General features: G+C 80.3%; 19 protein-coding genes, 1 tRNA gene and 1 pseudogene. 7 read left to right on the forward strand and 14 right to left on the reverse strand.

The features are described from left to right. The 8 genes from ACRYMN_RS14145 to galU form a co-directional block, all read right to left on the reverse strand. Positions 1-907, reverse strand: a 907-nt coding sequence (locus ACRYMN_RS14145) for a nucleoside-diphosphate sugar epimerase/dehydratase (RefSeq protein ID WP_432496261.1), incomplete at its 3' end; no start/stop codon positions are given. Positions 908-1,304: 397 nt separating this feature from the next. Continuing rightward, positions 1,305-1,377 (reverse strand) — tRNA-Ala (locus tag ACRYMN_RS14150). Between the two features lie 105 nt (positions 1,378-1,482). Next, the gene (locus ACRYMN_RS14155; protein WP_432496263.1) at positions 1,483-2,427 is read right to left on the reverse strand and encodes a hypothetical protein; all 945 of its coding nucleotides are present in this window, start codon (positions 2,425-2,427) and stop codon (positions 1,483-1,485) included. A gap of 297 nt (positions 2,428-2,724) precedes the next feature. Then, the gene (locus ACRYMN_RS14160; protein ID WP_432496266.1) at positions 2,725-3,327 is read right to left on the reverse strand and encodes a GNAT family N-acetyltransferase; all 603 of its coding nucleotides are present in this window, start codon (positions 3,325-3,327) and stop codon (positions 2,725-2,727) included. 7 nt (positions 3,328-3,334) lie between these two features. Then, entirely contained in the window at positions 3,335-3,898 is a 564-nt protein-coding gene (locus ACRYMN_RS14165) for a MogA/MoaB family molybdenum cofactor biosynthesis protein (RefSeq protein ID WP_432496269.1), read from the reverse strand. Beyond that, positions 3,891-4,415 carry a cyclic pyranopterin monophosphate synthase MoaC gene (moaC, locus tag ACRYMN_RS14170; RefSeq protein ID WP_432496272.1) on the reverse strand — a complete coding sequence of 175 codons (525 nt, stop codon included), beginning with the start codon at positions 4,413-4,415 and terminating at the stop codon, positions 3,891-3,893. The genes ACRYMN_RS14165 and moaC overlap by 8 nt, the downstream gene beginning before the upstream one ends. Then, positions 4,412-5,710, reverse strand: coding sequence for a molybdotransferase-like divisome protein Glp (gene glp, locus ACRYMN_RS14175; protein ID WP_432496275.1), 1,299 nt, complete (start codon positions 5,708-5,710; stop codon positions 4,412-4,414). The genes moaC and glp overlap by 4 nt, the downstream gene beginning before the upstream one ends. Continuing rightward, positions 5,707-6,633 (reverse strand): UTP--glucose-1-phosphate uridylyltransferase GalU, encoded by a 927-nt coding sequence (gene galU / locus ACRYMN_RS14180; protein WP_432496277.1) that lies wholly within the window; start codon positions 6,631-6,633, stop codon positions 5,707-5,709. Before galU ends, glp begins: the two co-directional genes overlap by 4 nt. A 155-nt stretch (positions 6,634-6,788) precedes the next feature. Here galU and ACRYMN_RS14185 point away from each other — a divergent pair, with 155 nt between their 5' ends. From ACRYMN_RS14185 to ACRYMN_RS14200, 4 genes and pseudogenes are all read left to right on the forward strand, one after another. Then, positions 6,789-7,451, forward strand: coding sequence for a 5-formyltetrahydrofolate cyclo-ligase (locus tag ACRYMN_RS14185; protein ID WP_432496280.1), 663 nt, complete (start codon positions 6,789-6,791; stop codon positions 7,449-7,451). 82 nt (positions 7,452-7,533) lie between these two features. Continuing rightward, positions 7,534-9,060 (forward strand): potassium/proton antiporter, encoded by a 1,527-nt coding sequence (locus tag ACRYMN_RS14190; RefSeq protein ID WP_432496283.1) that lies wholly within the window; start codon positions 7,534-7,536, stop codon positions 9,058-9,060. A 21-nt stretch (positions 9,061-9,081) separates the two neighbouring features. Beyond that, positions 9,082-12,159, forward strand: coding sequence for a phosphodiester glycosidase family protein (locus ACRYMN_RS14195; RefSeq protein ID WP_432496285.1), 3,078 nt, complete (start codon positions 9,082-9,084; stop codon positions 12,157-12,159). A gap of 103 nt (positions 12,160-12,262) precedes the next feature. Further along, positions 12,263-12,403: pseudogene (locus ACRYMN_RS14200) on the forward strand (FmdB family zinc ribbon protein); the annotation flags it as partial. Between the two features lie 14 nt (positions 12,404-12,417). Here ACRYMN_RS14200 and ACRYMN_RS14205 read toward each other — a convergent pair. Continuing rightward, the gene (locus tag ACRYMN_RS14205) at positions 12,418-12,708 is read right to left on the reverse strand and encodes a hypothetical protein (RefSeq protein WP_432496352.1); all 291 of its coding nucleotides are present in this window, start codon (positions 12,706-12,708) and stop codon (positions 12,418-12,420) included. Between the two features lie 53 nt (positions 12,709-12,761). On the opposite strand from ACRYMN_RS14205, the gene ACRYMN_RS14210 reads away from it, so the two are divergent. Next, positions 12,762-13,418, forward strand: a complete 657-nt coding sequence (locus tag ACRYMN_RS14210; protein WP_432496288.1) for an SAF domain-containing protein — start codon at positions 12,762-12,764, stop codon at positions 13,416-13,418. Between the two features lie 35 nt (positions 13,419-13,453). Here ACRYMN_RS14210 and ACRYMN_RS14215 read toward each other — a convergent pair whose 3' ends face one another. From ACRYMN_RS14215 to ACRYMN_RS14230, 4 genes are all read right to left on the reverse strand, one after another. Beyond that, positions 13,454-15,187, reverse strand: a complete 1,734-nt coding sequence (locus tag ACRYMN_RS14215; protein WP_432496291.1) for a putative bifunctional diguanylate cyclase/phosphodiesterase — start codon at positions 15,185-15,187, stop codon at positions 13,454-13,456. 266 nt (positions 15,188-15,453) lie between these two features. Continuing rightward, a complete protein-coding gene (locus tag ACRYMN_RS14220) occupies positions 15,454-15,606 on the reverse strand; it encodes a hypothetical protein (RefSeq protein WP_432496293.1) in 153 nt (50 codons plus the stop codon). Continuing rightward, the gene (locus ACRYMN_RS14225; RefSeq protein WP_432496295.1) at positions 15,603-19,631 is read right to left on the reverse strand and encodes a hypothetical protein; all 4,029 of its coding nucleotides are present in this window, start codon (positions 19,629-19,631) and stop codon (positions 15,603-15,605) included. The genes ACRYMN_RS14220 and ACRYMN_RS14225 overlap by 4 nt, the downstream gene beginning before the upstream one ends. 64 nt (positions 19,632-19,695) lie before the next feature. Next, the gene (locus ACRYMN_RS14230) at positions 19,696-21,384 is read right to left on the reverse strand and encodes a PP2C family protein-serine/threonine phosphatase (protein WP_432496297.1); all 1,689 of its coding nucleotides are present in this window, start codon (positions 21,382-21,384) and stop codon (positions 19,696-19,698) included. 129 nt (positions 21,385-21,513) lie between these two features. Between ACRYMN_RS14230 and ACRYMN_RS14235 the strand changes: the two genes are divergently transcribed. Together ACRYMN_RS14235 and ACRYMN_RS14240 are read left to right on the forward strand one after the other, a co-directional pair. Beyond that, positions 21,514-22,377 carry a histidine phosphatase family protein gene (locus tag ACRYMN_RS14235; protein ID WP_432496300.1) on the forward strand — a complete coding sequence of 288 codons (864 nt, stop codon included), beginning with the start codon at positions 21,514-21,516 and terminating at the stop codon, positions 22,375-22,377. Continuing rightward, on the forward strand, positions 22,374-23,282 hold the full coding sequence (locus ACRYMN_RS14240) for an NAD(P)H-hydrate dehydratase (RefSeq protein ID WP_432496303.1): 909 nt from the start codon (positions 22,374-22,376) through the stop codon (positions 23,280-23,282). Before ACRYMN_RS14235 ends, ACRYMN_RS14240 begins: the two co-directional genes overlap by 4 nt. Before the next feature lie 9 nt (positions 23,283-23,291). On the opposite strand, the gene ACRYMN_RS14245 is transcribed toward ACRYMN_RS14240, so the two are convergent. Then, positions 23,292-23,708, reverse strand: a complete 417-nt coding sequence (locus ACRYMN_RS14245) for a hypothetical protein (RefSeq protein WP_432496305.1) — start codon at positions 23,706-23,708, stop codon at positions 23,292-23,294. Positions 23,709-23,909: the final 201 nt, after the last annotated feature.

Genomic DNA, 23,909 nt, shown 5'->3' on the forward strand with positions numbered 1-23,909 from the left:
CCACCGGGCGGATCACCACCCGCGGCCCGGCCACGTCCGTCAAGGCCGGCGCCACGACCAGGTCCGCGCGGGTGTCCTCCAACTGCCACGCCAGCGCCCGCAGCACCGGCCCGTCCAGCTCCGGGCAGCTCAGCGTCGCCACCACGTCCACGTCCGCGCGCCGGGCCACCGACGCCACGTCCTCCAGCGAGCCCAGCACCGGCACCCCCAGCGCCGCCAGCTGCTGCGCCCCGGGAGCACCGGGCCCGCCGGGGGTGCAGGCCGCGTCGATGCGCAACCCGTGGGAGGTGTCGCGGCGCACCTGGCGCACGAGAGCGGCGATCGAGGACGGGTGCCCGGCCACCAGCGTGGACTGCACGCACCGCCCCACCGCCCGCGAGCGGTGCAGCCGGTGGCGCGCCGCCAGGCGCCCGGCCACCGTCAGCGCACCGGCCACCGGCAGCGCCACCACCACGAAGCCGCGCGCCACGTCCAGGGCGAACGCCCAGGAGAAGGTGCCCACCAGCGCCACCACCGTGGTGCCGGCCATCAGCACGCGCTGGAACTCCTCCGAGCCCACCCCGAGGAAGCGCGGCTCGTAGGCGCGCATCAGGGCGTTGGCCGACACCCAGATCGACGGCAGCAGCACCACCAGCCACCCCACCGCCATCCCGCTGCCCAGCTGCGGCGCGGAGTCGCCGAAGCGCACGGTCCAGCCCAGCACGGCGCCGATCGCGGCGGCCAGCGCGTCGCTGAGCACCAGGGTGCGCACGTACCGGCGCTGCCACTCCGCGCGCCGGGACGGCCGGCGCGCCGGCACCGAGCCCGCGCGCCGCCGCGGCAGCGGCAGGGTGGGCGTGCTCGCACCACGCGTCGCGCCGTCGATCACGCGACGCTGCTGCAGCGTCTCGAGCTCTTCCGCGGCCATGCCTCTCCCCCCGTCGGGTGGTACAGGTGCTCATGACCCACGACGGTGTGGCACCGGGCCACCCGAACGGGTCAGGACGACTACTACTTTCGGGTGAGCTGGCGCGACGAATCGTAGCGGCGCGTCACCCGTCCTCCGCAAGGCTCGAACCCCGGTAATCCCTGCCATGACGCTCCGCAACCGTGCGAGCACAGGCCTGCGGGCCGACGGCCGCGCCCGCGCCGGGACCCGGCGGTGCGACCCGGCGGTGGGACCGGCGGTGCGACCTGGTGGTGCGACCCAGTGGTGCGAGCCGGGGCGGGGTCCGCGGTCACCGCGGAGGGAGCGGACCAGAGGAGGGGGCGCACCAGACGCGCGAGAGGCCCCCGCCGGAACCGGCGGGGGCCTCTGCGAGAGGTGGAGCTGAGGGGACTCGAACCCCTGACCCCCTCGTTGCGAACGAGGTGCGCTACCAGCTGCGCCACAGCCCCTTGCTCGCTCCCTGACCAGCGGGAGCGAGGAGAACACTACCAGGCCCGCGGCCCCGGGCCGGACCCCGGGGTGCCCACCCGGCGCCCGGCCCCGCCCGCGGGGGCTCAGCCGTTGACGGCGCGGGCCCGCTCGTGCTCCCGCACGTCGACCACGCGGCGCGCACGCACCGAGGGGGCCGGTGCGGCGGCGCCGGCCAGCTCGACGTCGACCTCCAGGACCGGGCGGGCGCCGGCGGCCGCGGCGACCGGGTGGGCGGCGGGCCGCACCACGCGGGCGCGCGGCTTGAGCAGGTACGTGGGCAGCGGCACCTCGGCCGGCTCCCACGTGCCGTCCGCGGCGGGCGCCTGCGGCTGCGGGCGCGGGGCGGGCACCGCGGCGGCCGGCTCCCCGGCCGGCTCGCGCTCGGGCCGGGCGGTCGGGTCGTCCAGCACGGACGCCGCCTCGGGCGCCACCGGCACCACCGGCACCACCGGCGCCACCGGCTCGGCGGTCGTCGCGGCGCGCGCGGCGGGGGCGACGACGGCGGTGGGCACCACCGCGCGCGCCGGCGCCTGCGCGGCGTGGCGGCGCAGGGCGGCCACGACGAGGCCCAGCGCCGCGGTCGGCAGCAGCGCCGCCGCCACGGGCGCGAGCGCGGCGGCCACCAGCGCCCACGCGAGCACCGTCGCGCCCAGCACGCCCAGCAGGAGCTGCCGGCGCCGGCGCACCACGCGGCTGGTGCGCGCCTGGCGCACCAGGACCCGCGGCTGCGCGCCGGCCGGCCGCACCGGCGCCGCCGGCGCCGCGGGGGCGGCGGGGGTGCCCGGCCGCGCGGCGCTCAGCTGCGCGCGCGCGGGGCCGGCGGCGAGCACCGGCCGGCTCGAGGCGGGCGCGGCGGCGCTCGCGAGCGCGGGCGCCGAACCCTGGCGCACCACCACGCGCAGCGCGGCGGAATCGCGGTCGGCCACGCGGGCGTCGGTCGCGTGCCGGCGCCGCCGGATCGCCGCGGGCACCAGGTAGGCGGCCCACAGGAGGACGATGACGAGGAAGATCAGGCTGCTCGCGGGCACGGTCGTCACGCTACGGGCGCGCGCGCACCGCGCGGCGCACGTGGGGCGCGTGTCGCCGCGCGCATTCCCGGGAATCGCCGAGAATGCCGGCGCCGGGCGTCCCGGCCCCTTTCCCGCCGCGCCGGGCCGGTGTTCCGGGCGCGTTCCCCGCGGGTGTTCCGCGGCCGTTCCCGGCGGGTCCCGCAGCCGTTCCGCCGGGTCTTCCCGCGGGTGTTCCGGCGGGCGTTCCCCGCCGGGCGCCGCGGACGCGTCCCGGCCGCGTCCCGGACGCTTCACGCCCACGTCCCGGGGGCGGTCTCAGCCGGCGCGCTGGGAGTTCCGGTAGCGCGCCAGGAGGCCCTCGGGGACCTCCTCGGCCGTGACCGCGAACGTGCGGTGGTCGCGCCAGGCGCCGTCGATGTGCAGGTACCGCTCGCGCAACCCCTCGTCGCGCAGGCCGAGCTTGGCCGCCACGCGCAGCGAGGCCGCGTTCTCCGGGCGGATGTTGACCTCCAGGCGGTGCAGGCGCAGCACGCGGAAGCAGTGGTCGCCCACGAGCGCCAGGGCCAGCGGGATGGTGCCGCGGCCGGCGACGCGCTGGTCGATCCAGTACCCCACGTGCGCCGAGCGCAGCGAACCCCAGGAGACGCCCGAGACGGTGACCTGACCGACCAGGTGGCCGTCGAGCTCGACGACGAACGGCAGCATCCGGCCGGCGCGCGCCTCGCGGGAGAACCCCCGCACCATCTGCGCGAACGTCGGCGGCGGGCCGGAACCCTCCGGGCTGGTCGCCTCCCACGGGCGCAGCCAGGAGGCGTTGGCCAGCCGCACCGCCCGCCACGCCGCGGCGTCGCGGCGGTGCAGGGGACGCAGCCGCACGGGCCCCTCGGACAGCTCCACCGGCCAGGACGGGACGCTCACGGCCGCCTCACGGGGTTCCACCGGCGTTCCCGCCGCGCTCGTGGTCGCGCCCGCGCAGCTGGTCCACGGCGTGCACGAGGAAACCCGCTAGCACCTCCACGCCGTCGCGCGCCCCGCCGGGCGAGCCGGGCAGGTTCACCACGAGGGTGCGACCGGCCACGCCGGCCAGCCCGCGCGAGAGCACCGCGGTGGGCACGCCCTTCGCCGCGCCGGCCGCGCGCAGCGCCTCGGCGATGCCGGGCACCTCGTGGTCGAGCACGCGGCGGGTGCGCTCGGGGGTCAGGTCCAGCGGGCTCAGGCCGGTGCCGCCGTTGGTAACGACCACGTCGTAGCCGGCGGCCACCGCGTCGCGCAGCGCCTCCTCCACCGGGTCGCCGTCCGGGACGACGACCGGCCCGTCGACGGCGAAGCCCAGCGCGCGCAGGCCCTCGAGCACGACCGGCCCGGAGGCGTCGGCGTACACGCCCGCCGAGGCGCGGTTGGACACCGTCACCACCAGGGCGCTGCGCGCGCCGCCGCGCCCGCCCTCGTGCCCGCCCTCGCGCCCGCCGTCCCGCCCGTCCTCAGCCATCGACGCTCCAGTCCCCCGAGCGGCCGCCGCTCTTGGCGGTCACCCGCACCCCCGTGACGACCGTGCGCTTGTCGACGGCCTTGACCATGTCCACGAACGTCAGCGCCGCGACGACCACGCACGTCAGCGCCTCCATCTCCACGCCGGTGCGGTCGGCGGTGCGCACCGCGGCGCGGATGCGCACGCCCGGCTCGTCGGCGTCGGGCTCGACGTCGACGTCCACCTCGACGGCGTGCACGGCCACCGGGTGCGCCAGCGGCACCAGCTCGGGGGTGCGCTTGGCCGCCTGCAGCCCGGCGATGCGGGCCACCGCCAGGGCGTCGCCCTTGGGCAGCCCGCCGGAGGCGATGAGCTCCAGCACCGCCGGGGAGCACAGCACCCGGCCCTCCGCGCGCGCCTCGCGCACGGTGACGGGCTTGGCCGAGACGTCCACGACGCGGGCGCGGCCGCGCTCGTCCAGGTGCGTCAGCCGCTCCCCGGCCCCCGCACCCGCCGCACGCCGCGCGCCGGTGCTCACGCGGCCCCCACCGGCAGCGGCCCCAGCAGCACGCACTCCACCTCGTCGCCCACCTCCACCACGGACGTGCCCACGGGTACCACGGCCAGGCACGTCGTGCGCGCCAGGGCGGTCACCAGGTGCGAGCCGTGGCCGGAGACGGGCGCCACGTGCAGGCGGCCGTCGGCGCCGCGCGTCCACGCGCAGCGCACGTGCTGCTCCTTGGCCGGCGGGGACGTCCAGCCCTCGTCGGCCACGCAGCGCACGCGCGGGCGCTCGGGGTCGGGGCCCTGCGCGCCGAGCATGCGCCGCAGCGCTGGGCGCACGAAGGCCTCGAAGGAGACGAAGGCGCTGACGGGGTTGCCCGGCAGCGTGAACACCGGCACCCGCTGCTCGCCCAGGGTGCCCGCGCCCTGCGGCATGCCCGGCTGCAGCGCCACGCGCCCGAAGCGCACCCGGTGCCCGGCGCGCTCGCCCAGCCGCCCGGAGAGGACCTCCTTGACGGTGTCGTAGGCGCCCTCGCTGACGCCGCCGGAGGTGACGACCACGTCGGCGCGCACGAGCTGGTCGTCGAGCACGCCGGCCAGGGCGCCGGCGTCGTCGGCGACGACGCCCACCCGGTACGCCAGCGCCCCGACGTCCTCGGCGGCCGCGGTGAGCAGGTAGCCGTTGGCGTCGTGCAGCTGCCCGCGCCCCAGGGCCGCGCCCGGTTCGACGACCTCGGTGCCGGTGGAGACCACCACCACCCGCGGGCGCGGGCGCACCCGCACCCGCGCGCGCCCGACGGCGGCCAGCACGCCGACGTGGCGCGGCTCCAGGCGGGTGCCGGCCTCGACGACCACCACGCCGGCGGCCACGTCCTCCCCGGCGCGGCGCACGTGCTGACCGGGGCGCGGCGCGCGGCGCACGGCCACGTGCGCCACCCCGCGGTCGGTCCACTCCACGGGCACCACGGCCTCCGCGCCCGCCGGCACCGGCGCGCCGGTCATGATGCGCGCGCTGGTGCCGCCGGGCAGGCGCAGCGCGTCGCCGCTGCCGGCCGGCACGTCCGCCACCACGGGCAGGCGCACCGGGGCCTCGGGCGAGGCGCCCTCGACGTCGCGCACCCGCACCGCGTAGCCGTCCATGCCGGAGTTGTCGAACGCCGGCAGCGGCCGCGGGCTGACCACGTCCTCGGCCAGCACGCAGCCCAGCGCGTCGCGCAGCGCCACGTCCAGCGGCGGCAGCGGGCGCACCAGGTCCAGGCACGCGCGCACGTGCTCGGCCACCGGGGTGAACGGGCCGTCGGCGTGCGGGTCGCGGGGGGCGGGGCTCACGAGCCGGCGCCGGCCCCCGGGGCGAAGTTCTCCCCCAGCCAGGTGCGCAGCTCGGCGCCGATGTCCTCGCGCTCGCTGGCCAGGCGCACCACGGCCTTGACGTAGTCGAGCTTGTCGCCGGTGTCGTAGCGCCGGCCGCGGAAGACCACCCCGTGCACGCCGTGGCCGGGCCCGTCGCCCCGCGCGAGCACCTGCAGGGCGTCGGTGAGCTGGATCTCCCCGCCCTTGCCCGGCGGGGTCTCGTGCAGCACGGGGAAGACGGCCGGGTCCAGCAGGTAGCGGCCGATGACGGCCAGGTTGCTGGGGGCCTCCTCGCGCTTGGGCTTCTCCACCAGGCCGGAGACCTTCACGACGTCCTCGACGTCGGTGGGCTCGGCCACCGCGCACCCGTACAGGTGGATCTGGTCCTCGGGGACCTCCATGAACGCCACCACGCTGCCGCCGAGGCGCTCGCGCACCTCGATCATCGTGTCCAGCAGCGGGTCGCGGGGGTCGACGATGTCGTCGCCCAGCAGCACCGCGAACGGCTCGTCGCCGACGTGCTGCTCGGCCACGAGCACCGCGTGGCCCAGGCCCTTGGGGTCGCCCTGGCGCACGTAGTGCACCCGGGCGAGCTCGGTGGACTCGCGCACGCGGGCCAGCTTGGCCTCGTCGCCCTTGGCCTCCAGGCCGATCTCCAGCTCGACGTTGCGGTCGAAGTGGTCCTCCAGGGGGCGCTTGTTGCGCCCGGTGATCATCAGCACGTCGCTCAGGCCGGACCGCACGGCCTCCTCGACGATGTACTGGATCGCCGGGGTGTCGACCACCGGCAGCATCTCCTTGGGGACGGCCTTCGTGGCGGGCAGGAACCGGGTGCCCTGGCCCGCGGCCGGGATGACGGCCTTGCGGACGGTGCGGCCGGGACGCTCGTCGCGTGCGCTCATGGTCGCGGAGGCTACCGCCCGCGCACGCGGGCGCACCGGTCGCGGCGCGGGCGCGTCCGCCATGGACCTGACGCGCCCGGCGGGGCACACTGTCCGGAGCCCTACCGCCACTGCGCGCAACCCCCTGCGCGGGGCGCCCGGACCCAGGAGCCGCCGTGCCCCCCACCCCGCAGGCCGCGCCGCCCGCCGCCCCCACCTCCTCCCCCGGCGCCTCCCCCGCCGCGCCGCGCCGCGCCGGCGCCGACCCGGTGGAGGTCGGCGCCCGCAAGCTCGGCCTGCGCCGGGCCGTGCGCGCGCGGCGCCGCGAGCGCGGGCCCGACGAGGCCGCCGACGTCGACGCCGCCCTGGCGCGCACCCTGCTGGCGTGCCCGCTGGTCGCCGGCGCGCAGCGCGTGGCGTGCTACTCCTCCGGCCCCGGCGAGCCGGGCACCCGCTCCGCGCTGGCCGAGCTGCGCCGGCACGGGGTGGAGGTGCTGCTGCCGGTGCTGCTGCCCGACGCCGACCTGGACTGGGAGGTGCGCGCGGTGCGGCCCGGCGCCGGGCGCGCGGCCAGCCGGCTGGGCCCGCACGCCATCGCCACCGCGGACGTCGTGGTGGTCCCGGCGCTGGCCGTCGACACCGCCGGGCACCGGCTCGGGCAGGGCGGCGGCAGCTACGACCGGGCGCTGCGGCGGGTGCCGCCGCGCGTGCCGGTGGTCGCGCTCGTGCACGACGACGAGCTGCTCGACGCCGCGGTCAGCCCGCTGCCGGTGCTGCCGCACGACCGGCCCGTGCACGCGGTGGTCACGCCCACGCGCTGGATGCCGCTGACCGCCTGAGCGCCCGCGCGACCCGCCCCGCGGCCGCGACGCCGGGGCGGGTCGGGCGGGGCGGTCCGCGCGGCGGCCGGTACGGTGCGGCATGACGCCCGAGGAGCTCAGCCGCGTCCTGCTGCTGTCCTCCGCCGTGCTGCTGCTGGCGGTGCTGGCGGTGCGCCTGTCCGCGCGCACGGGGCTGCCCTCGCTGCTGCTGTACCTGGGGCTGGGCCTGCTCATCGGCGAGGACGGCCTGGGCGTGCTCTTCTCCGACGCGCAGCTGGCCCAGGTGCTCGGCTACGGCGCGCTGGTGCTCATCCTCGCCGAGGGCGGCCTGACGACCCGGTGGTCGACGGTGCGCGCGGTCCTCGCCCCGGCGGCGGTGCTCTCGACCGTGGGCACCGCGGTGTCCACGGCGGTGGTGGGCGTGGGCACCCACCTGCTGCTGGGCACCTCGTGGCCGGTCTCCCTGCTGATCGGCGCGGTGGTCTCCTCCACCGATGCCGCCGCGGTGTTCTCGGTGCTGCGCTCGGTGCCGCTGCCGCGGCGGCTGACGGGCGTGCTGGAGGCCGAGTCCGGCCTGAACGACGCCCCCGTCGTGATCGCGGTGCTGGCGCTGACGGACGTGGCCGGCGGCGGCGAGGCGCACGCGTGGTGGCTGCTGGTGGCCGAGGCGGTGCTGGAGCTGGCGGTGGGCACGGCGGTCGGGGTCGGCGGCGGCTGGGCCGGGGCGCGGCTGCTGCGGCGCGGCGCCCTGCCCAGCTCGGGGCTGTACCCGCTGGCGGTGCTGGCTCTGGCGGTCGGCGCGTACGCGGCCGCCGACCTGCTGCACGGCTCGGGGTTCCTGGCGACGTACCTGTGCGCCCTGGTGCTGGGCAACACCCGCCTGCCGCACCGGCACGCCACCCGGGGCGTGGCCGAGTCCGCCGGCTGGCTGGCGCAGATCGGGCTGTTCGTCGCGCTGGGCCTGCTGGCCAGCCCCTCCCGGCTGCCCGGCGTGGTCCTCGACGCCCTCGTGATCGGGCTGGTGCTCACGGTGGTGGCCCGGCCGGCGTCGGTACTGGTCAGCCTGCTGCCGTTCCGCGGGGCGCAGCGCTCGAGCCGGGCGGAGCTGGTGTTCCTCTCGTGGGCGGGGCTGCGCGGGGCGGTGCCGGTGGTGCTGGCGACGGTGCCGCTGGTGGCCGGCGTGCCCGGCACCGAGCGGCTCTTCGACGTGGTGCTCGTGCTGGTCGTCGTCTTCACCCTCGTGCAGGCGCCGACCCTGCAGCCGCTGGCGCGGCGGCTGGGGATCGCCGAGCCGGCGCCCACGGCCGAGCTGGACGTGGAGGTGGCCCCGCTGGGGGCGCTGTCGGCGGACGTGGTGCGGGTGCGGGTGGGCGAGGGTTCGCGGCTGCACGGCGTGGAGGTCTTCGAGCTGCGCCTGCCGGCGGGGGCGAACGTGACGCTGGTGGCCCGCGACGGCGCGACGTTCGTGCCGGGCCCGCGCACGGTGCTGCGCCGGGGCGACGAGGTGCTGGTGGTGGCGGGCTCGGATGAGCGGGTGGCCGTGGAGGAGCGGCTGCAGGAGGTCAGCCGGCACGGCAAGCTCGCGGGCTGGCACCACCCGCCCGGGCGGCGCGGCGACGTGGAGTAGTCGTATGACTACTCTTCGCTCATGCGTCGTCGCACGGTCCTCACCGGGGCCCTCGGGACCCTGCTCGCCCCCGTCGCGGTGCCCGTCGCGGTGCCCGGCGCCGCACCCGGTGCGGCGGCCGCTGCCGGGACGGGCGGGGCGGGGCGCGCGCGGGCGGTGCTCGCCGCCGCCGGGCGCGTCGAGCTCGAGCGGACGCTGACCACCGTCGCGCCCGGCCTGGTGCTGGAGCGGCTGACCACGCTGGACGCCGCCGGAGCGGTGCGCAGCTCGCTGCTGCGCCTGGCGCCGGGCAGCGGCACCCGCCCCGCGCTGCTGCAGCGCAGCCTGTCCGAGCCGCGCACCCCGCTCGAGCTGGCCGCCGCGGCCGGTGCCGTGGCCGCCGTCAACGGCGACTTCTTCGACATCGACCGCACCAGCGCGCCGGACGGCCCCGTCGTCGTGGCCGGGCGCGCGCTCAAGGCCGACGCCGCCGCCCAGCGCGCCGTGGGCGTCGACGCCTCCGCCGCCGGGTGGGCCGGCGGGGTCGGCGACGTGCGCCTGAGCGGCAGCGCCACCGTCGGCGCGCGCACCTGGCCGCTGGCCGCGCTGGGCACCCGCACCGTCCCCCCGGACGCGCTGGCGCTGTTCACCCCGGACTGGGGCGCCGGGGACCGCGCGCCGAGCGCGCCGGGCGGGCTGGAGGTCGAGGTGCGCGCCGGGCGCGTCGGCGCCGTGCGCGCCCCGGGCGCGCTGCCCGTGCCCGCCGACGGGTTCGTCCTCGTCGCCACCGGCTCGGTGGCCGCCGCGCTGGCCGGCACCGCGCCCGGCACGCCCGCCCGCACCGCCGTGGACGTGCGCGTCGACGCCCTCGCGCCCGGCTCGGGCGGCTTCGCGATCGGGGCGCGCCTGGAGCTGGTGCGCGACGGCGCGCTCGCGCCGATCGACACCGCCGACCCCACGTGGGCGGTGCTGCGCGCGCGCACCGCGCTGGGGTGGACGCGCGCGGGCGAGCTGCTGCTGCTCACCGTCGACGGCGGCACCGCGCGCTCGCGCGGGCTGACCGCCCTGGAGACCGCCGAGCGCGTGCTGGAGGCCGGCGCCGTCGGGGCCGTGATGCTCGACGGCGGCGGCTCGGCCCAGCTCGTGGCCCGCGCGCCCGGCGCGGCGGGCGCCGCGGTGGTCGGCGAGCCCTCCGACGGCGCCCCGCGCGCCGTCGCCCACGCGGTGGGGCTGCTGGCCCCGCCCGCCGACGGGCGCGCCACCGGCGTCGCCTGGCGCGGCGGCGCGCGCACCTTCCCCGGCCTGCGCCTGGTCGTGACGGCCCTGGGCACCGACGCGTCGCTGGCACCGGCACCGCTGCCCGCGCCCGACCTGGCCAGCGGGGACCCCGCCGTGGCCGCGGTGGAGGGCACCTCCCCCGCGGACGGGGGCGTGCGCGCCGCGGTGCGCGGCACCGCCCCCGGGCGCACGGTGCTGCGGGTGCGCGCGGGCGCGGCCACCGGCGAGCTGCCCGTGGAGGTGCTCGGGCCGCTGGTGGCGCTGGAGGTCGAGCCCGCCCCGGTCCTGACCGGCGCCGGGGCGGGCGTGGACGTGGAGGTCACCGGCCGCGACGCCGAGGGGCGCCGCGCGCGCGTGGACGCGGCGGACCTGGAGCTGGGCACCGACCCGGCGCTGCTGAGCGCGAGCGCCCTGCCCGACGGCCGGGTGCGGCTCAGCGCGGCGGGCGCGGGACCGGCCGGCACCGCCCTGCAGCTGCGGGCGGGCCCGGTGCGCGCGGTGGTGCCCGTCGCCGTGGGGCTGCGCGCGGTCGCCGTCGACCCGCTCGCCGACCCGGCGCGCTGGCGCGCGGCCGGCACCCGCACGACCGCCGCGCTCACCGCGATCGCCGTGGACGACCTGCCCGGCGCGACCGGCGCGCTGCGGCTGACCCACGACCCGCGCGAGCAGCCGCCGGGCACGTCCTCGGCCGCCGTCGTCGCCGACCCGCCGCTGGCGCTGCCCGAGGGCACCCGCGAGCTCGCCGTGCACGTGCGCGGCGACGGCTCCGGCGGGTGGCTGCGGGCGGTGGTGCGCGTGGACGGCGCACCCCGCCCGCTCACCCTCGTCGAGCGGCTGGACACCACCGGCTGGCGCCGCGCCGTCGCGCCCGTGCCCGCCGGGGCCCGCCGGCTCGTGCTGGAGCGCCTGTACCTGGCGCAGACGGACGCCGCCCGCCGCGTCGCCGGCACGCTGGACCTGGCGCTGCTGGAGGCGGGGACCGCGCCGGGCGCCGTGCCGGTGCCGCAGGGCCCGCGCGACCCGGCGCTGGGCCCGGGCACCGCCACCGGCCCGCGCACCGGGCGCGTCGCGCTGGTCGCCGCCGCGCACGTGCGCGCCGGCGCGCCGGACGGGCGGGCGCTGCTGCGGCAGGCGCTGCGGGCCGCGGCCGCCGCCGGGGCGCAGCACGTCCTGCTCGCCGGGGACGCGGTGGGCGCGCCCGGGGAGCCGGGCACCGCGGCCGACGTCGCGCTCGTGCACGAGCTGCTCGACCGCGAGCTGGCGGCGGGGACGGGCTGGTCCTGGCTGCCCGGCGAGGGCGAGGCGGGCACCTCCGCGGCCGGTGCGGCCCCGCGCCGGCTGGACGTGGCCGGCACCCGCTACCTGCTGCTGGGCACCACCGGCGGCTCGCTGCGCACCGCCGGCGCGGCGCAGCTGCCGTGGCTGCGCGAGGAGCTGGACGCCGCCGCCGCCGGCGGCACCGGCGGCCTGGTGCTGGTCGCGCCCCGCGGGCCCGGCGCGGGACCGGGGGACCTGGCCGAGGACGACGAGAGCGCCCTGCTGCGCACCTGGGCGGCGCGCTGGCGCGCCACGACCGGCGCGCGCGTCGCGCTCGTGGGCCGCGCGCCCGGCAGCACCCCGCTCGTCACCCGCCGCGAGGGGGTGCTGGAGGTGGCCGCCGCGCGGGCGCTGACGCCCGGCACGAGCGCGGCGGGCTGGACGCTGCTGACCGTCGACGCGGGCGCGGCCGCCGCGCCGGCGGCCGCGCAGGTCCTGCCGCCCGGCCGCGACGACGGGTGGCTGCGGGTGCACGCCCGGCCGCTGGGGGCGGTCACCGCCCGGCGCACCAGGGCGCGGCGCTGAGCGGGCGCGGTGCGCACACCGCGCCGCGCACCGCCGCCGACGAGTAGGATTGGCACTCGAACGCCCCGAGTGCCAGTCGGGGTCCGGAGCTCCTGGAGACCACGTGCCCACCTACGCCTACGCGTGCCAGCAGTGCGACCACACCTTCGAGGTCCGCCAGTCCTTCAGCGACGACGCCCTGACCACCTGCCCGGAGTGCTCCGGCCGGCTGCGCAAGCTCTTCAACAACGTCGGCATCGTCTTCAAGGGCTCGGGCTTCTACCGCACCGACTCGCGCTCCGGCGGCTCCTCCGACACCGGGTCCAAGGGCTCCTCGGACTCCTCCGGCGGCTCGTCCTCCAGCACGCCGGCCCCGGCGGGCTCCACCTCGTCGTCCTCGGGGTCCTCGACGTCGACCTCGTCGACCTCGTCGACCTCGACCTCGACCTCCTCGTCCTCGTCGGGCGGCGGGTCCACCTCCGCGGCCTGAGCGGGCGCGGCGGCGCGCACCGCCGCGCACGGGGCCGGCGCCGCGGTGTCCACCGCCGCGTCGCCGGCGCCCCCGTCCACCACCGCCCGCGCGGGCGGGCGCCCGCCGCCCGGCGGCCGCCTACGGTCGCGGCGTGCTGCGCGCCACGACACCCGCTCCCCCCGGCCCCCGCGACCGGCGCCGCCGCCGCCTGGCGCGGCGCTGGCTCAGCGCCGGGCTGGCCGCCGCCGCCGTGGGCGCGGCCGTCTCCGCGCTCGCCCCGCCGCGCCCGCCGCAGCAGGACGTCCTCGTCGCCGCCCGCGACCTGCCCGCCGGGGCGGTCCTGGCCCCCTCGGACGTGCAGCGCGTCGAGCGGGCGCGCGCGAGCGTCCCCGACGGGGCGCTGCGCAGCGCCGGCGGCGCGGTCCTGGCCGGGGCGGTGCGCCGCGGCGAGGTCCTCACCGACGCCCGCACCGCCGGCGCGGGGCTGCTGACCGGGCAGCCGCCGGGCACCCTGGCCACCACGGTCGCCGTCGACGACCCCCTCGTGCTGGGCAGCCTGGCCCCCGGAGCGCGCGTGGACGTGCTGGCCCGCACCGACGACCCCGTCACGGGCCTGCCCTCCGGGGCCGAGCGCGTGGCCGGCGGCGTCGTCGTCCTGGCCGTGCCCACCGCCCCGGGCGGCGGCGGCCCGCTGGGCCCGGACCCGGCCGGCGCGGCCGGCGGCGTGCTGGTGGCCGTCGACGCCCGCACCGCCGCCGAGCTCGCCGCGGCCGGGGGGCGCACGGTCGTCGCCCTGCGCGCGCCGTGAGCGCCGCACCGGCGGCGCGCGGGAGCCGGCGGCCGTCAGGCCGGGGCGGAGGGGCGCAGCGGGCCGACCGGCTGCGCGCCGTCACCGCGCGCCGCCACCCGCCGCAGCACCTCCTCGGCGCCGGTGGGCTCGCCCACGTGCCGGCCCTGCACCCGGTGGCAGCCCAGCGCCGCCAGCGCCCGCACCGTGGCCTCGTCCTCGACGCCCTCGGCCACCACGCGCAGGCCCAGCTCGCGGGCCATCTGCACGGTCGAGCGCACGATGACCGCCCGAGCCGGGTCGGTGGTCATGGCGGTGACGAAGCCGCGGTCCACCTTCAGCTCGTCCACCTCCAGCCCGGTCAGGTAGCGCAGCGAGGACTGGCCGGTGCCGTAGTCGTCGACGGCCACGGAGCAGCCCAGGGCGCGCAGCGCGCGCACCACCGCCCCGGCGCGGCGCACGTCCGCCACCACGCCCGTCTCGGTGATCTCCAGCACCAGGGCGCCGCCGGGCAGGCCGTGCCGGCGCAGGGCGGCGCCCACCAGCGGCGGCAGGTCGTCGTCGTCGAGCAGGCGCGCCGGCACGTTGACCGACACGCTCACGTCGCTGCCCGGCGCGCGCCAGCGGGCCACGTCGCGCAGCGCCCGCTCCAGCACCACGAGGGTCAGCTCGCGGACCAGGCCGGAGCGCTCCGCCAGCGGCACGAAGCGGTCCGGAGCCACGACCCCCAGGCGCGGGTGGTCCCAGCGCACCAGCGCCTCGGCGCCGGCGAGCGCGCCGGAGACGGGCTCGACCTGCGGCTGGTACTGCACGAACAGCTCACCGCGCTCGACGGCGCCGCCCAGCTCCCCCAGCAGGCGCAGCTGCTCGGCGGCGCCGGCGCGCGGCTCCCCGTCGGCCAGGCAGCAGCGCCCGCGGCGGCGCTTGGCGCGTTCCAGGGCGGCCTCGGCGCTGCGCAGCAGGTCCGCCGCACCGCCGCCGTGCCCGGGCGCGACGGCCACGCCCACGCTGACGGGCACCGGCACCCGCACCCCCGCCGCGCGCAGCGGCCGGGCGGCGCGGGCGACCACCTCGTGCCCCAGCGCCTCGGCGCGGGCGCCGTCGGGCACGAGCACGGCGAAGGCGTCGCCGTCCAGGCGCGCCACGAGCGAGCCGGAGGGCGCCAGGTCGCGCAGCCGCAGCGCGCTGCGGCGCAGCAGCGCGTCGCCGGCCGCGCGGCCGAGGGCGTCGTTGACGTCGTGGAAGCGGTCGGCGTCCACGACGAGCAGGCCGGGGCCCCGCGAGCCGCGGGCGCGCAGGGAGCGGCCGGCGGCGGCCAGCAGCACCTCGCGCCCGGGCAGGCCGGTCAGCGCGTCGCGCGGCGGCCGGCCCAGCCGGCCGACGGCGGTGAGCGCCGCGGCGGCGGCGGCCCCGGCCGCCACGGCCAGCTCCAGCGGCAGCAGGGGCACCGGCAGGGCACGGACGCGCGCACCGAGCAGGAACAGGCCCAGCGCGACGAGCACCGCGGCCAGCACCGCCGCGGGGCGCCGGCTCCCGCGCGGGTGCCGGTGGCGCCCGCCCGGCGGGGCGGTCCCGAGGTCCCCGGCCGGGGCTGCGACGGGCGCGGCGGGAGCGGCGGGCGCGGCGGGCGCGGCACGCACCACGGGCGCCGCGGAGCGGGAGCGGGTGGGGCGCGCGGGTGCCTCGACGCCGGCCGGGGCGCCGAGCGGCAGGACGCCGGTGGACGCGGGGGCGCTCGCCGGTGGGCCGTCGGGTGCGGCACCGCCCGTGGAGGGACCCTCGCGGCGCACGTCCCCACCTCCGCCCCCTGGCGACGGAGGCGTCCCGGCGCGCCCGGACCGCGGCCGGCGTGGTGGGGGGGTGCCGCCACCGGCTGGCGCTCATCATGCGGGGCGCGGCACGCGCGAGGAACCCCTGCGCAGGTGCCGATCCTGTGTCCTCGACCGATCGTCACACCGGCTCGACCGCACGTCACAGGGTCGTCGCCGCACGGCGATCGGCCGGGCACGGTGCGTGCGACCGGTCCTGGTCCTGACCGGCCCCGGTGCGGGGGCCGCTAGTCCCAGTGCGGGGGTCGCTGGGAGAGGTACCAGTCGTCGTCGAGGTCCCCGGACGCGCCGCCCCAGCCCTCGTCGCGGTCGTCGGCGGCGCGCTCGTCCTCCAGCGGCACCTCGCGCTCGTCGTCGTCACCGGGGCCGCGCCCGCTCACGAGGCCTCCTCGTGCGGCACCGCGTGCTCCACGGCCGCCGCGCCGGGCCGGTGCGCGTCGGCACCGGCCTGCGCCCGCTCCCTGCCGCTGCGCTCGACCTCGACCCCGGCCCCTGCCTCCGCCCGCTCGACGTCGCTCCCCTGCGCCCCGTCCCGCTGGGCGGTGGCGCGCGACCCCGGCCGCTGCACCGCGGGGTTCGCGGGGGTCGCCGGGCCCGCGGGGGCGTCGGCGCGCAGGTCCACCACCAGCTCGGCGTCCTGGCCCTGCTCGGCCGCGGCCTCGCGCCAGCGCTGCGCGATGCGCTCGGCCTCGGCGGCCGGGTCGGCGAGCACGTCGGCCTCCAGCGAGCGCACCCAGCGCCACCCGCAGCGCTCCAGGCGCTGCGGACCGGCCACCTCGCGCTCGAGGACGTCGGCCGCCGCCCACGCCGGGCCGTCCAGCTCCACGGCCAGCGCCGGGCCGACGGCGCCGGGCCGGCGCACCGCCAGCGGCACCGCGCGCGAGCGGCCCCGCACCGGCGCCACCGGCAGCCCCAGGTCCCGGCAGGCCGCCAGCAGGCGCCGCTCCAGGGCGGTGGTGGCCACCGGCCCCTCGGGGGCGGGGGCCTCCCAGGCGCGCGCGGTGCGCACCAGCGGCCGCTCGGCCCGCCCGGCACCGGCCCCGCCGTCGCGCTCACCGGGTCCACCGGGCTCACCGGGTCCACCGGGCTGACCGGCTGCGCGGGCGTCGTCGAGCACGAGGGTGGTGCGGGTGCGCGAGCGGGTCAGCGCCAGCACGAGGTCGCGCTCGGCGCCGGGGCCCTCGCCCAGCCCGGGACCGCCGGTGACGGCGTCGGCCAGCACGAGCACGTGGTCGCGCCGCTCGCCGGTCCAGCGCGCCGGGCCGGCCACGAGCAGCGGCTCGTCCCCGCGCGCGGCGGGCAGCCCCTCCTCCGCCGCGCGTCGGCGCACCGCGTCACCGAGCAGGTCGGCGCCGGCGGCGTCGGGCACCACCACGCCCACGGAGCGCTCCGGGCGGCGGCGCAGCGCGTCGGCGACCGCGGCGGTGACGAGGTCCACGAGGGCGTCGGGACCGCGCCGGGCCCCGGGCGGGCGGGTGGAGGTCCGCAGCACCTCGCGCGGGTCCGGTCCGGGGGCGGGCACCGAGTCGGGCGAGGCGCCGGGCACGTCCTGCAGCAGCCGGTCGTCCAGGCAGGCGTGCTGGCGCTCCAGGCGCAGCTCCGGCAGCACGCCGGCGGCGTCGGTGAGCAGGTCTTCCCCCGGCTCCTCCCCCGCCGCGCTCCCCGCACCCGCGGTGCCCGCGGCCCCGTCCGCGCCGGCCGTCCCGTCCGCCGCCGCGCCGTCCGCCGCCGCGCCGTCCGCCGCCGCGCCGTCGGGGCGCGGCGCGGCGGTGGGCAGGTCCCGCGGCCCCGGCTGGGCCTCGTCGCCGACCACGACGACCTGCCGGGCGCGCGCCAGCGCCGGCAGCGCCGAGGCGGTCGTCGTCGAGCGCGCCCCGAGGACCACGACGAGGTCCGCCACGGGCAGGTCGGCGGCCAGGGCGGCCGCGGCCGCGGGCGAGAGCGCGGTGCACGGCAGCGCCGCGCCGGCCGTGGCCAGCTCCGGCGCCAGCGGCTCGGCGGCGCGCACGGCGCCGCGCGGCACGGCCCGCGCCGCGCGCGCGGAGCGCTCGGGCGGGGCCGGCAGGGCCGTGGCGCGCGCGTCGACGGCGCGGCGCACCTGCGCGGCGTCGTGGGCGCGGGCGGCGGCCTCGGCCAGCTGCAGCCCGGCGCGGGCGCTGCGCAGGGCGGCGGCGTCGGGGGCGCCGACGAGCGGGTCGGCCAGGGAGAACGCCTCCAGCACCCCGGCCCACCAGGCGCGCTCCACCTCGGCACCGAGGTCCAGGCTGCCCGCACCGCTCCAGCGCGCGCCCAGGTCCTCCAGCAGGGAGGCCCAGCCGGCCTCGGCCAGCTGGTCGAGCAGCACCGTGCGCTCGGGCAGGGCGTCCAGGGCAGCGGCGTCGGCGTCCAGCGAGCGCAGCAGCGCCGCCAGCTCCGGCAGCTGCACCCGCAGCAGCGAGCCGCCCGCGTCCAGCTCGGCGACCAGCCGCGGCGGCAGGACGCGCTGCAGCGCCTCCAGGTCCGCGCGCAGCGCGTCCACGGCGGTGCGCAGCCCGTCCAGGCCCTCGGGCACGTGCGGGACGGCCTCGCGCACGGACACCCGCTGCCAGGCCAGGCGCTGGGCGCGGGCGCGCTGCAGCCACTCGTGCAGCTGCTCGGTGCTCACCGGTCCACCGCCGGGCACGAGCATCGCGCGGGCGGCGCGCCGCAGCCGCCAGCGCGCCAGCGCGCCCACCCGCACGCCGTGCTCGCGGCGCCAGGCGGCCGTGGCGGTGGCCGCGGCCACGTCGCCCAGCGAGGTGGCGAAGGCGTCCGGGCCGAAGCGCGCGACGGTGGCGCGCACGCCCTCCAGCAGCTCCACGCGCTCGGTGGCCTCGGCCACGGAGGACGCCCCGCGCAGGCCCGCGGCGTCGCAGACCGTGGCCATGCGGGCGCGCGCTGCCGGCAGCGCCTCGCCCACCGCGCGCCGCACCCGCTGCAGCGCCTCGTCGGCGGCCTCGCGGCTGCGCAGCTGCGCACCGGCCCAGGGGCTGCGGGCGCCGTCGGCGGCGAAGGCGCCCAGCTCCACGGCGCGGCGCACCCGCCCGGCCCAGGCGGGCAGGTCCTCGCGCCGGCACGCGCTCAGGGCGGCCCCGCGCAGCCGACGGGTGGTGCTCGCCGGCACCGGGCGCTCGGCCAGCTGCGCCAGCGCCTCCAGGGCGTCGTGGGCGCTGACCCCCCACGGCTCGCGGGGGTGGTGCAGCGCGCGGGCCTGCTCCTGCAGCACCGCGGCCGCGGCGGAGGGGTCCGGGCGCGCGCCGCCGGAGGCGTCGCGGGGGCGCGCGCCGCGCGCGGCGGCCTCGGCGCGGGCGGTGCGCACCTGCTCGCGCACGTCGGCCAGGACGGCGGCGGCGTCGAGGTCGGCCACCAGGTGCAGCACCAGCCGCCCCAGGCCGTGCTCGCGCAGGCGCGCGTCCACGGCGCGGCGCTCGGCGGCGGAGTCGGCCACCACCAGGGTGGTGCGCCCGGCGGCGGCGCCGGCGGCCACCAGCGCCGCGGCGACCTGGGTGGCGCCGGTGCCGGCGGGCGCCAGCAGGCGCAGGTCGGCGCCCTCCAGGGCGTGCGCGACGGCGCGCCGCTGCGCGGGGTCCAGCGGCAGTCCGGTGCGCTCGGCGCCGGGACCGGTGCCGCCGGGGCCGGCGAGCGGCGCGAGCGGCCCGGCGGGCGCCACCGGCACCCCCTGCGCCAGGGCGCGCACCACCCGGTGGTCGCGCACGTCGGCGCCGTGCCGGCGCAGGTGCGCGAGCAGGTCCGAGCCGGGGTCGGCGAAGGTGCCCAGCAGCAGCCGGCGCTCCACCCGCAGGCCGGGCGCGCCGGCGAGCTGGCGGCGCACCTCCTCCAGGGCCGGGTCCGGGTCGAAGCCGCGGTGGCGGCCCACGGCGCGCGCGACCCGCTCGGCGTCGAGCTGCACGCCCAGCTCGGCCAGCGCGGTGCGCACCAGCACCGGGTTGACCAGCACGCCGGCGTCGAGCTGGACGACGAAGTCGTCCACGCCCTGCCCGGCGGGGGTCAGCGAGCAGCGGCGCAGCAGCAGCGGGGTGCGGCGCGGGGCGCCGCCACCGGGCGGGGTCCAGCCGACGGTGCCCACCGCGACGGCCAGGGCGCGGGTGCCGCGCTGGGCCAGCAGGTCGGCGGCGCGGCGGTGCACCACCCGCACCCGGCGGCGCGCCTCGGCGAAGGCGCCGGACTCGCGCACCAGGCTGGACAGCGGCGCCGGCCCGCCGGCCAGCAGCTGCGCCAGCCCCGAGGGGTGCGCGGTGGTCAGGTCCAGGCCGGCGTCGGGGGCGTCGGGGTGGTCCAGCAGCGCGGACGTGCCGCCGAGCGCCTGCGCCTGCGCCCACCAGCGCCGGCGGGTCGACTCGGCCGTGCGGGGCGCTGCGTCGGTCACGCCCTCCACAGTAGGCGCGTGCGTGCCCGGCTCCGCACGGTCACGGCCCGCCGCGCCGCGCCCTTCACCCCCTCGGGCGCGTGCCCTCGCCGGCGGTGGCCGCCGCTGCGCGCCGCCCGCCCGCCGGGGACGCGCCGGCCGCCTGCGCCGGGGCGGCCGCGCCGTCGCGGGCCAGGACGACGAGGGTGACGTCGTCGCGGGCGCGCCCGCCGCTGACGCGGCGCGCCACGTCCAGCGCCTCGTCCACCAGCGCCTGCGGGGTGATCTCCGGCAGGTTCGACAGCGCCGCGAGCACGCCCTCCACGCCCAGCTCCTCGGTGCCGGCGCCGGGGCGGGCCTCGATGAGCCCGTCGGTGTAGACGACGAGCACCGAGCCGGGGGCCAGGGAGGTGGTGCCGCTGCTCCACGCGCCCGGCACGTCCAGGTGCAGCCAGGACAGCAGCGGGCCGGTGGCCTCCAGCTGCCCCACCAGGCGCACCCCGCCGCCGGGCTCGGAGCGCACCACCAGCGGCGCCGGGTGCCCGGCGTTGGCGTAGCGCACGACGCCGGAGTCGGGGTCGACGACGACCACGACGCAGCTGGCGAAGCGCTCGGCCTCGTCGGTGAAGACCCGCGCGGCCATCGCCAGCGCGAGGTCCGGCTCGGGGGCCAGGTGCAGCGCGGCCTCCAGCAGGCGCTTGAGCTGGATGGCGACGATGCCGGCGCGCGCCCCGTGCCCGGAGACGTCGGCGACGACGACGGCGTAGCGCCCGTCGGCCAGCGGCAGCACGTCGTACCAGTCGCCGGCCAGCAGCCCCTCGGCCGGGCGCAGCGCGGCGGCGGTCGACCAGCCGGGCACCTCGGGCAGCTCGTGCGCGGCGAGCTGGTCGCGCACCTCGGCGACGAGGGGCTGGCCCTGGGCGAGGGCCTCGCGCGCGGAGACGGCGTCGGCGAGCTCGTCGAGGATGCGCCGGCGCATCGTCTCGGCGGAGCGGGCCACCTCGGCCAGCTCCGGCGGGCCGGCCAGGCCCACCGGGGTCTGCAGGTCGCCCCCGCCCACGCGCAGCATCTGCGCCGAGAGCGTGCCCAGCGGGCGCAGCACCCAGCGGCGCACGAGGTGCAGGATCACCGGGACCATCAGCAGGGCGACCGCGGCGATGCCGACCTGCACGGCCCGCAGCAGGCGGAGGACCTCGGCCTGGCGCCCGGCGGCGGCGTCGCGCCGCTGGGTGACGAGGTCGTCGAGGTCCTCCAGCACGCGGTAGGTGGCCAGGAACCGCTGCGAGGCCGGCGCGCCGGCGGTGGCGGCCCGCAGGCCCTGCTCGTCGCCGGCGCGCTTGAGGACGGCCTGCTCCTCGGCGACCTCGCGCCAGCGCGCGACCCCCTCGGCGGCCTCGGCGACGAGCGCGTCCACCCGCTCGTCCTCCAGCCGCTCGGTGATCACCTGCACCTGCCCCTCCCACACGACCACGTCGCGCAGCAGCTGGTAGCGCTGGCGCGCCAGCCGGGCGCTCTGGGCGGGGTCGACGGAGGCGGTGTACTGGTGGTGGGTGGACTGCGCCTCCACGAGCACCTCGCGGTAGTCGCCGACGTGCTGGGAGACCTCGTTCCACCTCGTCCACCCGGTGCCGCGCAGGTCGCCGCGGCCGCCCACGAGCGCGCTCTGCGCGAGCACGACGGCGAGCACCACCGCCACGGCGAGCACCGCCCCGGCCACGAGCGAGACGCGCCGCTGCAGGGTGGTGCGCAGCATGAGGTGGTGCCAGCGCTGCACGAGGCGCTTCAGCGTCCACCTCCTCGCCCGGCGGGACCCTGTCGTCCCGTCATCACACCTTGTCACCTCCGGGCGCGGACTCCCAGCACTCACCGGGCGCGGGCGCCCGGGCTGGGATAGACGTGGGGCGTGAGCGCCGACCCGACCAGCCCCGCCGGCTCCGCCGGCCCGCCCGCGAGCGGCCCCGCGACGGGGTCGCGCTGGCCGGCGTCCCTGGTGCTGGTGCGCCACGGGCAGAGCACCGGCAACGTCGCCGACGCGCGCGCCCGCGCGCGGCACGCGCAGGTCGTGGAGGTGGAGGAGCGCGACGCGGACGTGCCGCTGTCGGGGCTGGGCCGGCGCCAGGCGGCGGCCGTGGGCGCGTGGCTGGCGAGCGCGCCGGAGGCGCCGCCGGTGCCGCAGGTGGTGCTGTCCTCGCCGTACGAGCGGGCGCTGCGCACCGCCGAGGCGGTGGTGCGCGGGGCGCGCGAGCGGGGCCGCGACGTGCCGGACCCGCGCACGGACGAGCGGCTGCGCGAGCGGGACCTGGGCTGGTGGGACGGGCTGACCGGCGCGGGGGTGCGCGCCCGCTTCCCCGAGGAGGCGGCGCGGCGGGCGCGGCTGGGCAAGTTCTACTACCGCCCGCCGGGCGGGGAGAGCTGGTGCGACGTGGCGCTGCGGGTGCGCAGCGTGCTGGCCTCGCTGCGCGAGGAGCACGCCGGCGCGCACGTCGTGGTGGTCTCCCACCAGGCGGTCATCATGAACTTCCGGCTGGTGCTGGAGGGCCTGGACGAGCGCGCGGTGCTGGCGCTGGACGCCGGTGAGCCGCTGGCGAACTGCTCGGTGACCTCCTACGAGGCCGGCGGCGGCGCGATGGTGCTGCGCGCGGCCGGGGACACCTCGGCGGTCGCCGACGTGCGCGTCACCGACGACCCGGCCGTCGAGGAGACCGCCGACCCGGTCGACCCCGCCGGGAGCGGTGCGGCGGACGGGCGCACGGGGGTGCGCCGGTGAGCGTCCCGGGGGCCGCCGCGGACGCGGCGGTGACGGTGACCTCGGCGGTGCTGCGCTCGTGGCCGCTGCCGCCGCCGGGGGTGGGCAAGGAGGCGCGCGGGCGCACCTGCGTGGTCGGCGGCAGCGAGCGCACGCCCGGCGCGGCGCTGCTGGCCGCCGAGGCGGCGCTGCGCTGCGGGGCGGGCAAGCTGCAGGTGGCCACGACCGCGGCGACGGCGCCGGCGCTGGGGGTGGCGCTGCCGGAGGCGCTGGTGCTGGGCCTGCCGGCCAACGACGAGGGCGGCATCGACCCCTCGTGCGGGGCGCGGGGCTCGGAGCTGGCGGAGCTGGCCGGCGGGGCGCACGCGGTGTGCCTGGGCGTGGGCACGGTCGGCGAGGAGGCGGTGGTGGCGCTGCTGGAGGCGCTGGTGCCGCCGCTGCGGTGCACCGTGGTGCTGGACGCGATGGGCCTGGCGCCCGTCACGCGCGACGCGACGTTCCTGCACCACCTGCGGGGGCGGGCGGTGCTCACGCCGAACCTCAGCGAGCTGGCGATCGTGCTGGGCGCCGAGGAGGGGGAGGTCGAGCGCGACACCGCCTCGGCGGCCCTGGAGCTGGCGCGGCGCAGCCGCTGCGCGGTGGCCGCCGGCGGCGGGGAGTCGTGGATCGCCGCCCCGGACGGGCGGCTGTGGTGCGACGCCTCCGGCGGCGCGGGGCTGGGCGTCTCCGGCTCCGGCGACGTCCTCGCCGGGATCGTCACGGGGCTGTGCGCGCGCGGCGCGGACCCCGTGCAGGCGGCGGTGTGGGCGTGCCACCTGCACGGGCGGGCCGGGGACCGCCTGGCCAGCTCGGTGGGCCGGCTGGGCTTCCTGGCCCGGGAGCTGCCCGCGGAGGTGCCGCGGGTGCTCGCGGAGGTGGAGGTCTGAGCGCTGCGCTCAGGCGGCCAGCAGGGCGGCGGCGGCGGGCACGAGGTCGGCCATGGGCAGCTGCAGCTCCCAGGTGGTCGACGAGCGCTGACCGGCGGCGCGCGGGTCGCCGTCGGGACCGGCCCACGCCTGCGGCTGGGCGGTGACCCTCCAGGCGCCGGCGCCGTGCTGGTGGGCGCGGGCGGCCAGCGCCTCGTCGCCGTTGCGCACGGCGGCGGAGGCCAGGACGTCCACGGCGCGGGCCAGCGAGCGGGCGTCGTAGAAGGCGATGGTGCACCCGGCGTCCGTGGCGGTGGTCGCCACGAGGATGCAGCCGGACTCCTCCAGGGCGGCGTCGATGGCGGCCACGGCGGCGGTCTGGCGGGGTGCCCGGCGGGGACCGGGGACGGTCGCGCGCGCGTCGGTGCGGAGGGTCTGAACGGACATCCGGAGTGCTCCTCGGGAGACGACGTCGGCCGGGGGTCGGAGTCCACCTCGACTCGCTCCGACACCCGGTGACGGCATCGGTCGGCGTGCCTTGCGGCTTGAGTGTAGGCACCCGGGCGCACCACCCCCGACCACGGGGGTGCGGTGTTCGCCTGCGGCGCAACACGTTCCAACGACAACGCGTCGTAGTTCGGCCCTGCC

Origin of the sequence: Kineococcus gypseus, assembly GCF_050871305.1 — a bacterium.
GTDB classification, from domain to species: Bacteria; Actinomycetota; Actinomycetes; order Actinomycetales; family Kineococcaceae; genus Kineococcus; species Kineococcus gypseus.

What these genes read in the sequence shown, in the direction of transcription:
- galU (WP_432496277.1), bottom strand. Translation starts at nt 6,633, where the DNA reads ATGAGCGCACGCGACGAGCGTCCCGGCCGCACCGTCCGCAAGGCCGTC.
- ACRYMN_RS14245 (WP_432496305.1), bottom strand. Translation starts at nt 23,708, where the DNA reads ATGTCCGTTCAGACCCTCCGCACCGACGCGCGCGCGACCGTCCCCGGT.
- ACRYMN_RS14195 (WP_432496285.1), top strand. Translation starts at nt 9,082, where the DNA reads ATGCGTCGTCGCACGGTCCTCACCGGGGCCCTCGGGACCCTGCTCGCC.
- ACRYMN_RS14190 (WP_432496283.1), top strand. Translation starts at nt 7,534, where the DNA reads ATGACGCCCGAGGAGCTCAGCCGCGTCCTGCTGCTGTCCTCCGCCGTG.
- ACRYMN_RS14165 (WP_432496269.1), bottom strand. Translation starts at nt 3,898, where the DNA reads ATGGCTGAGGACGGGCGGGACGGCGGGCGCGAGGGCGGGCACGAGGGC.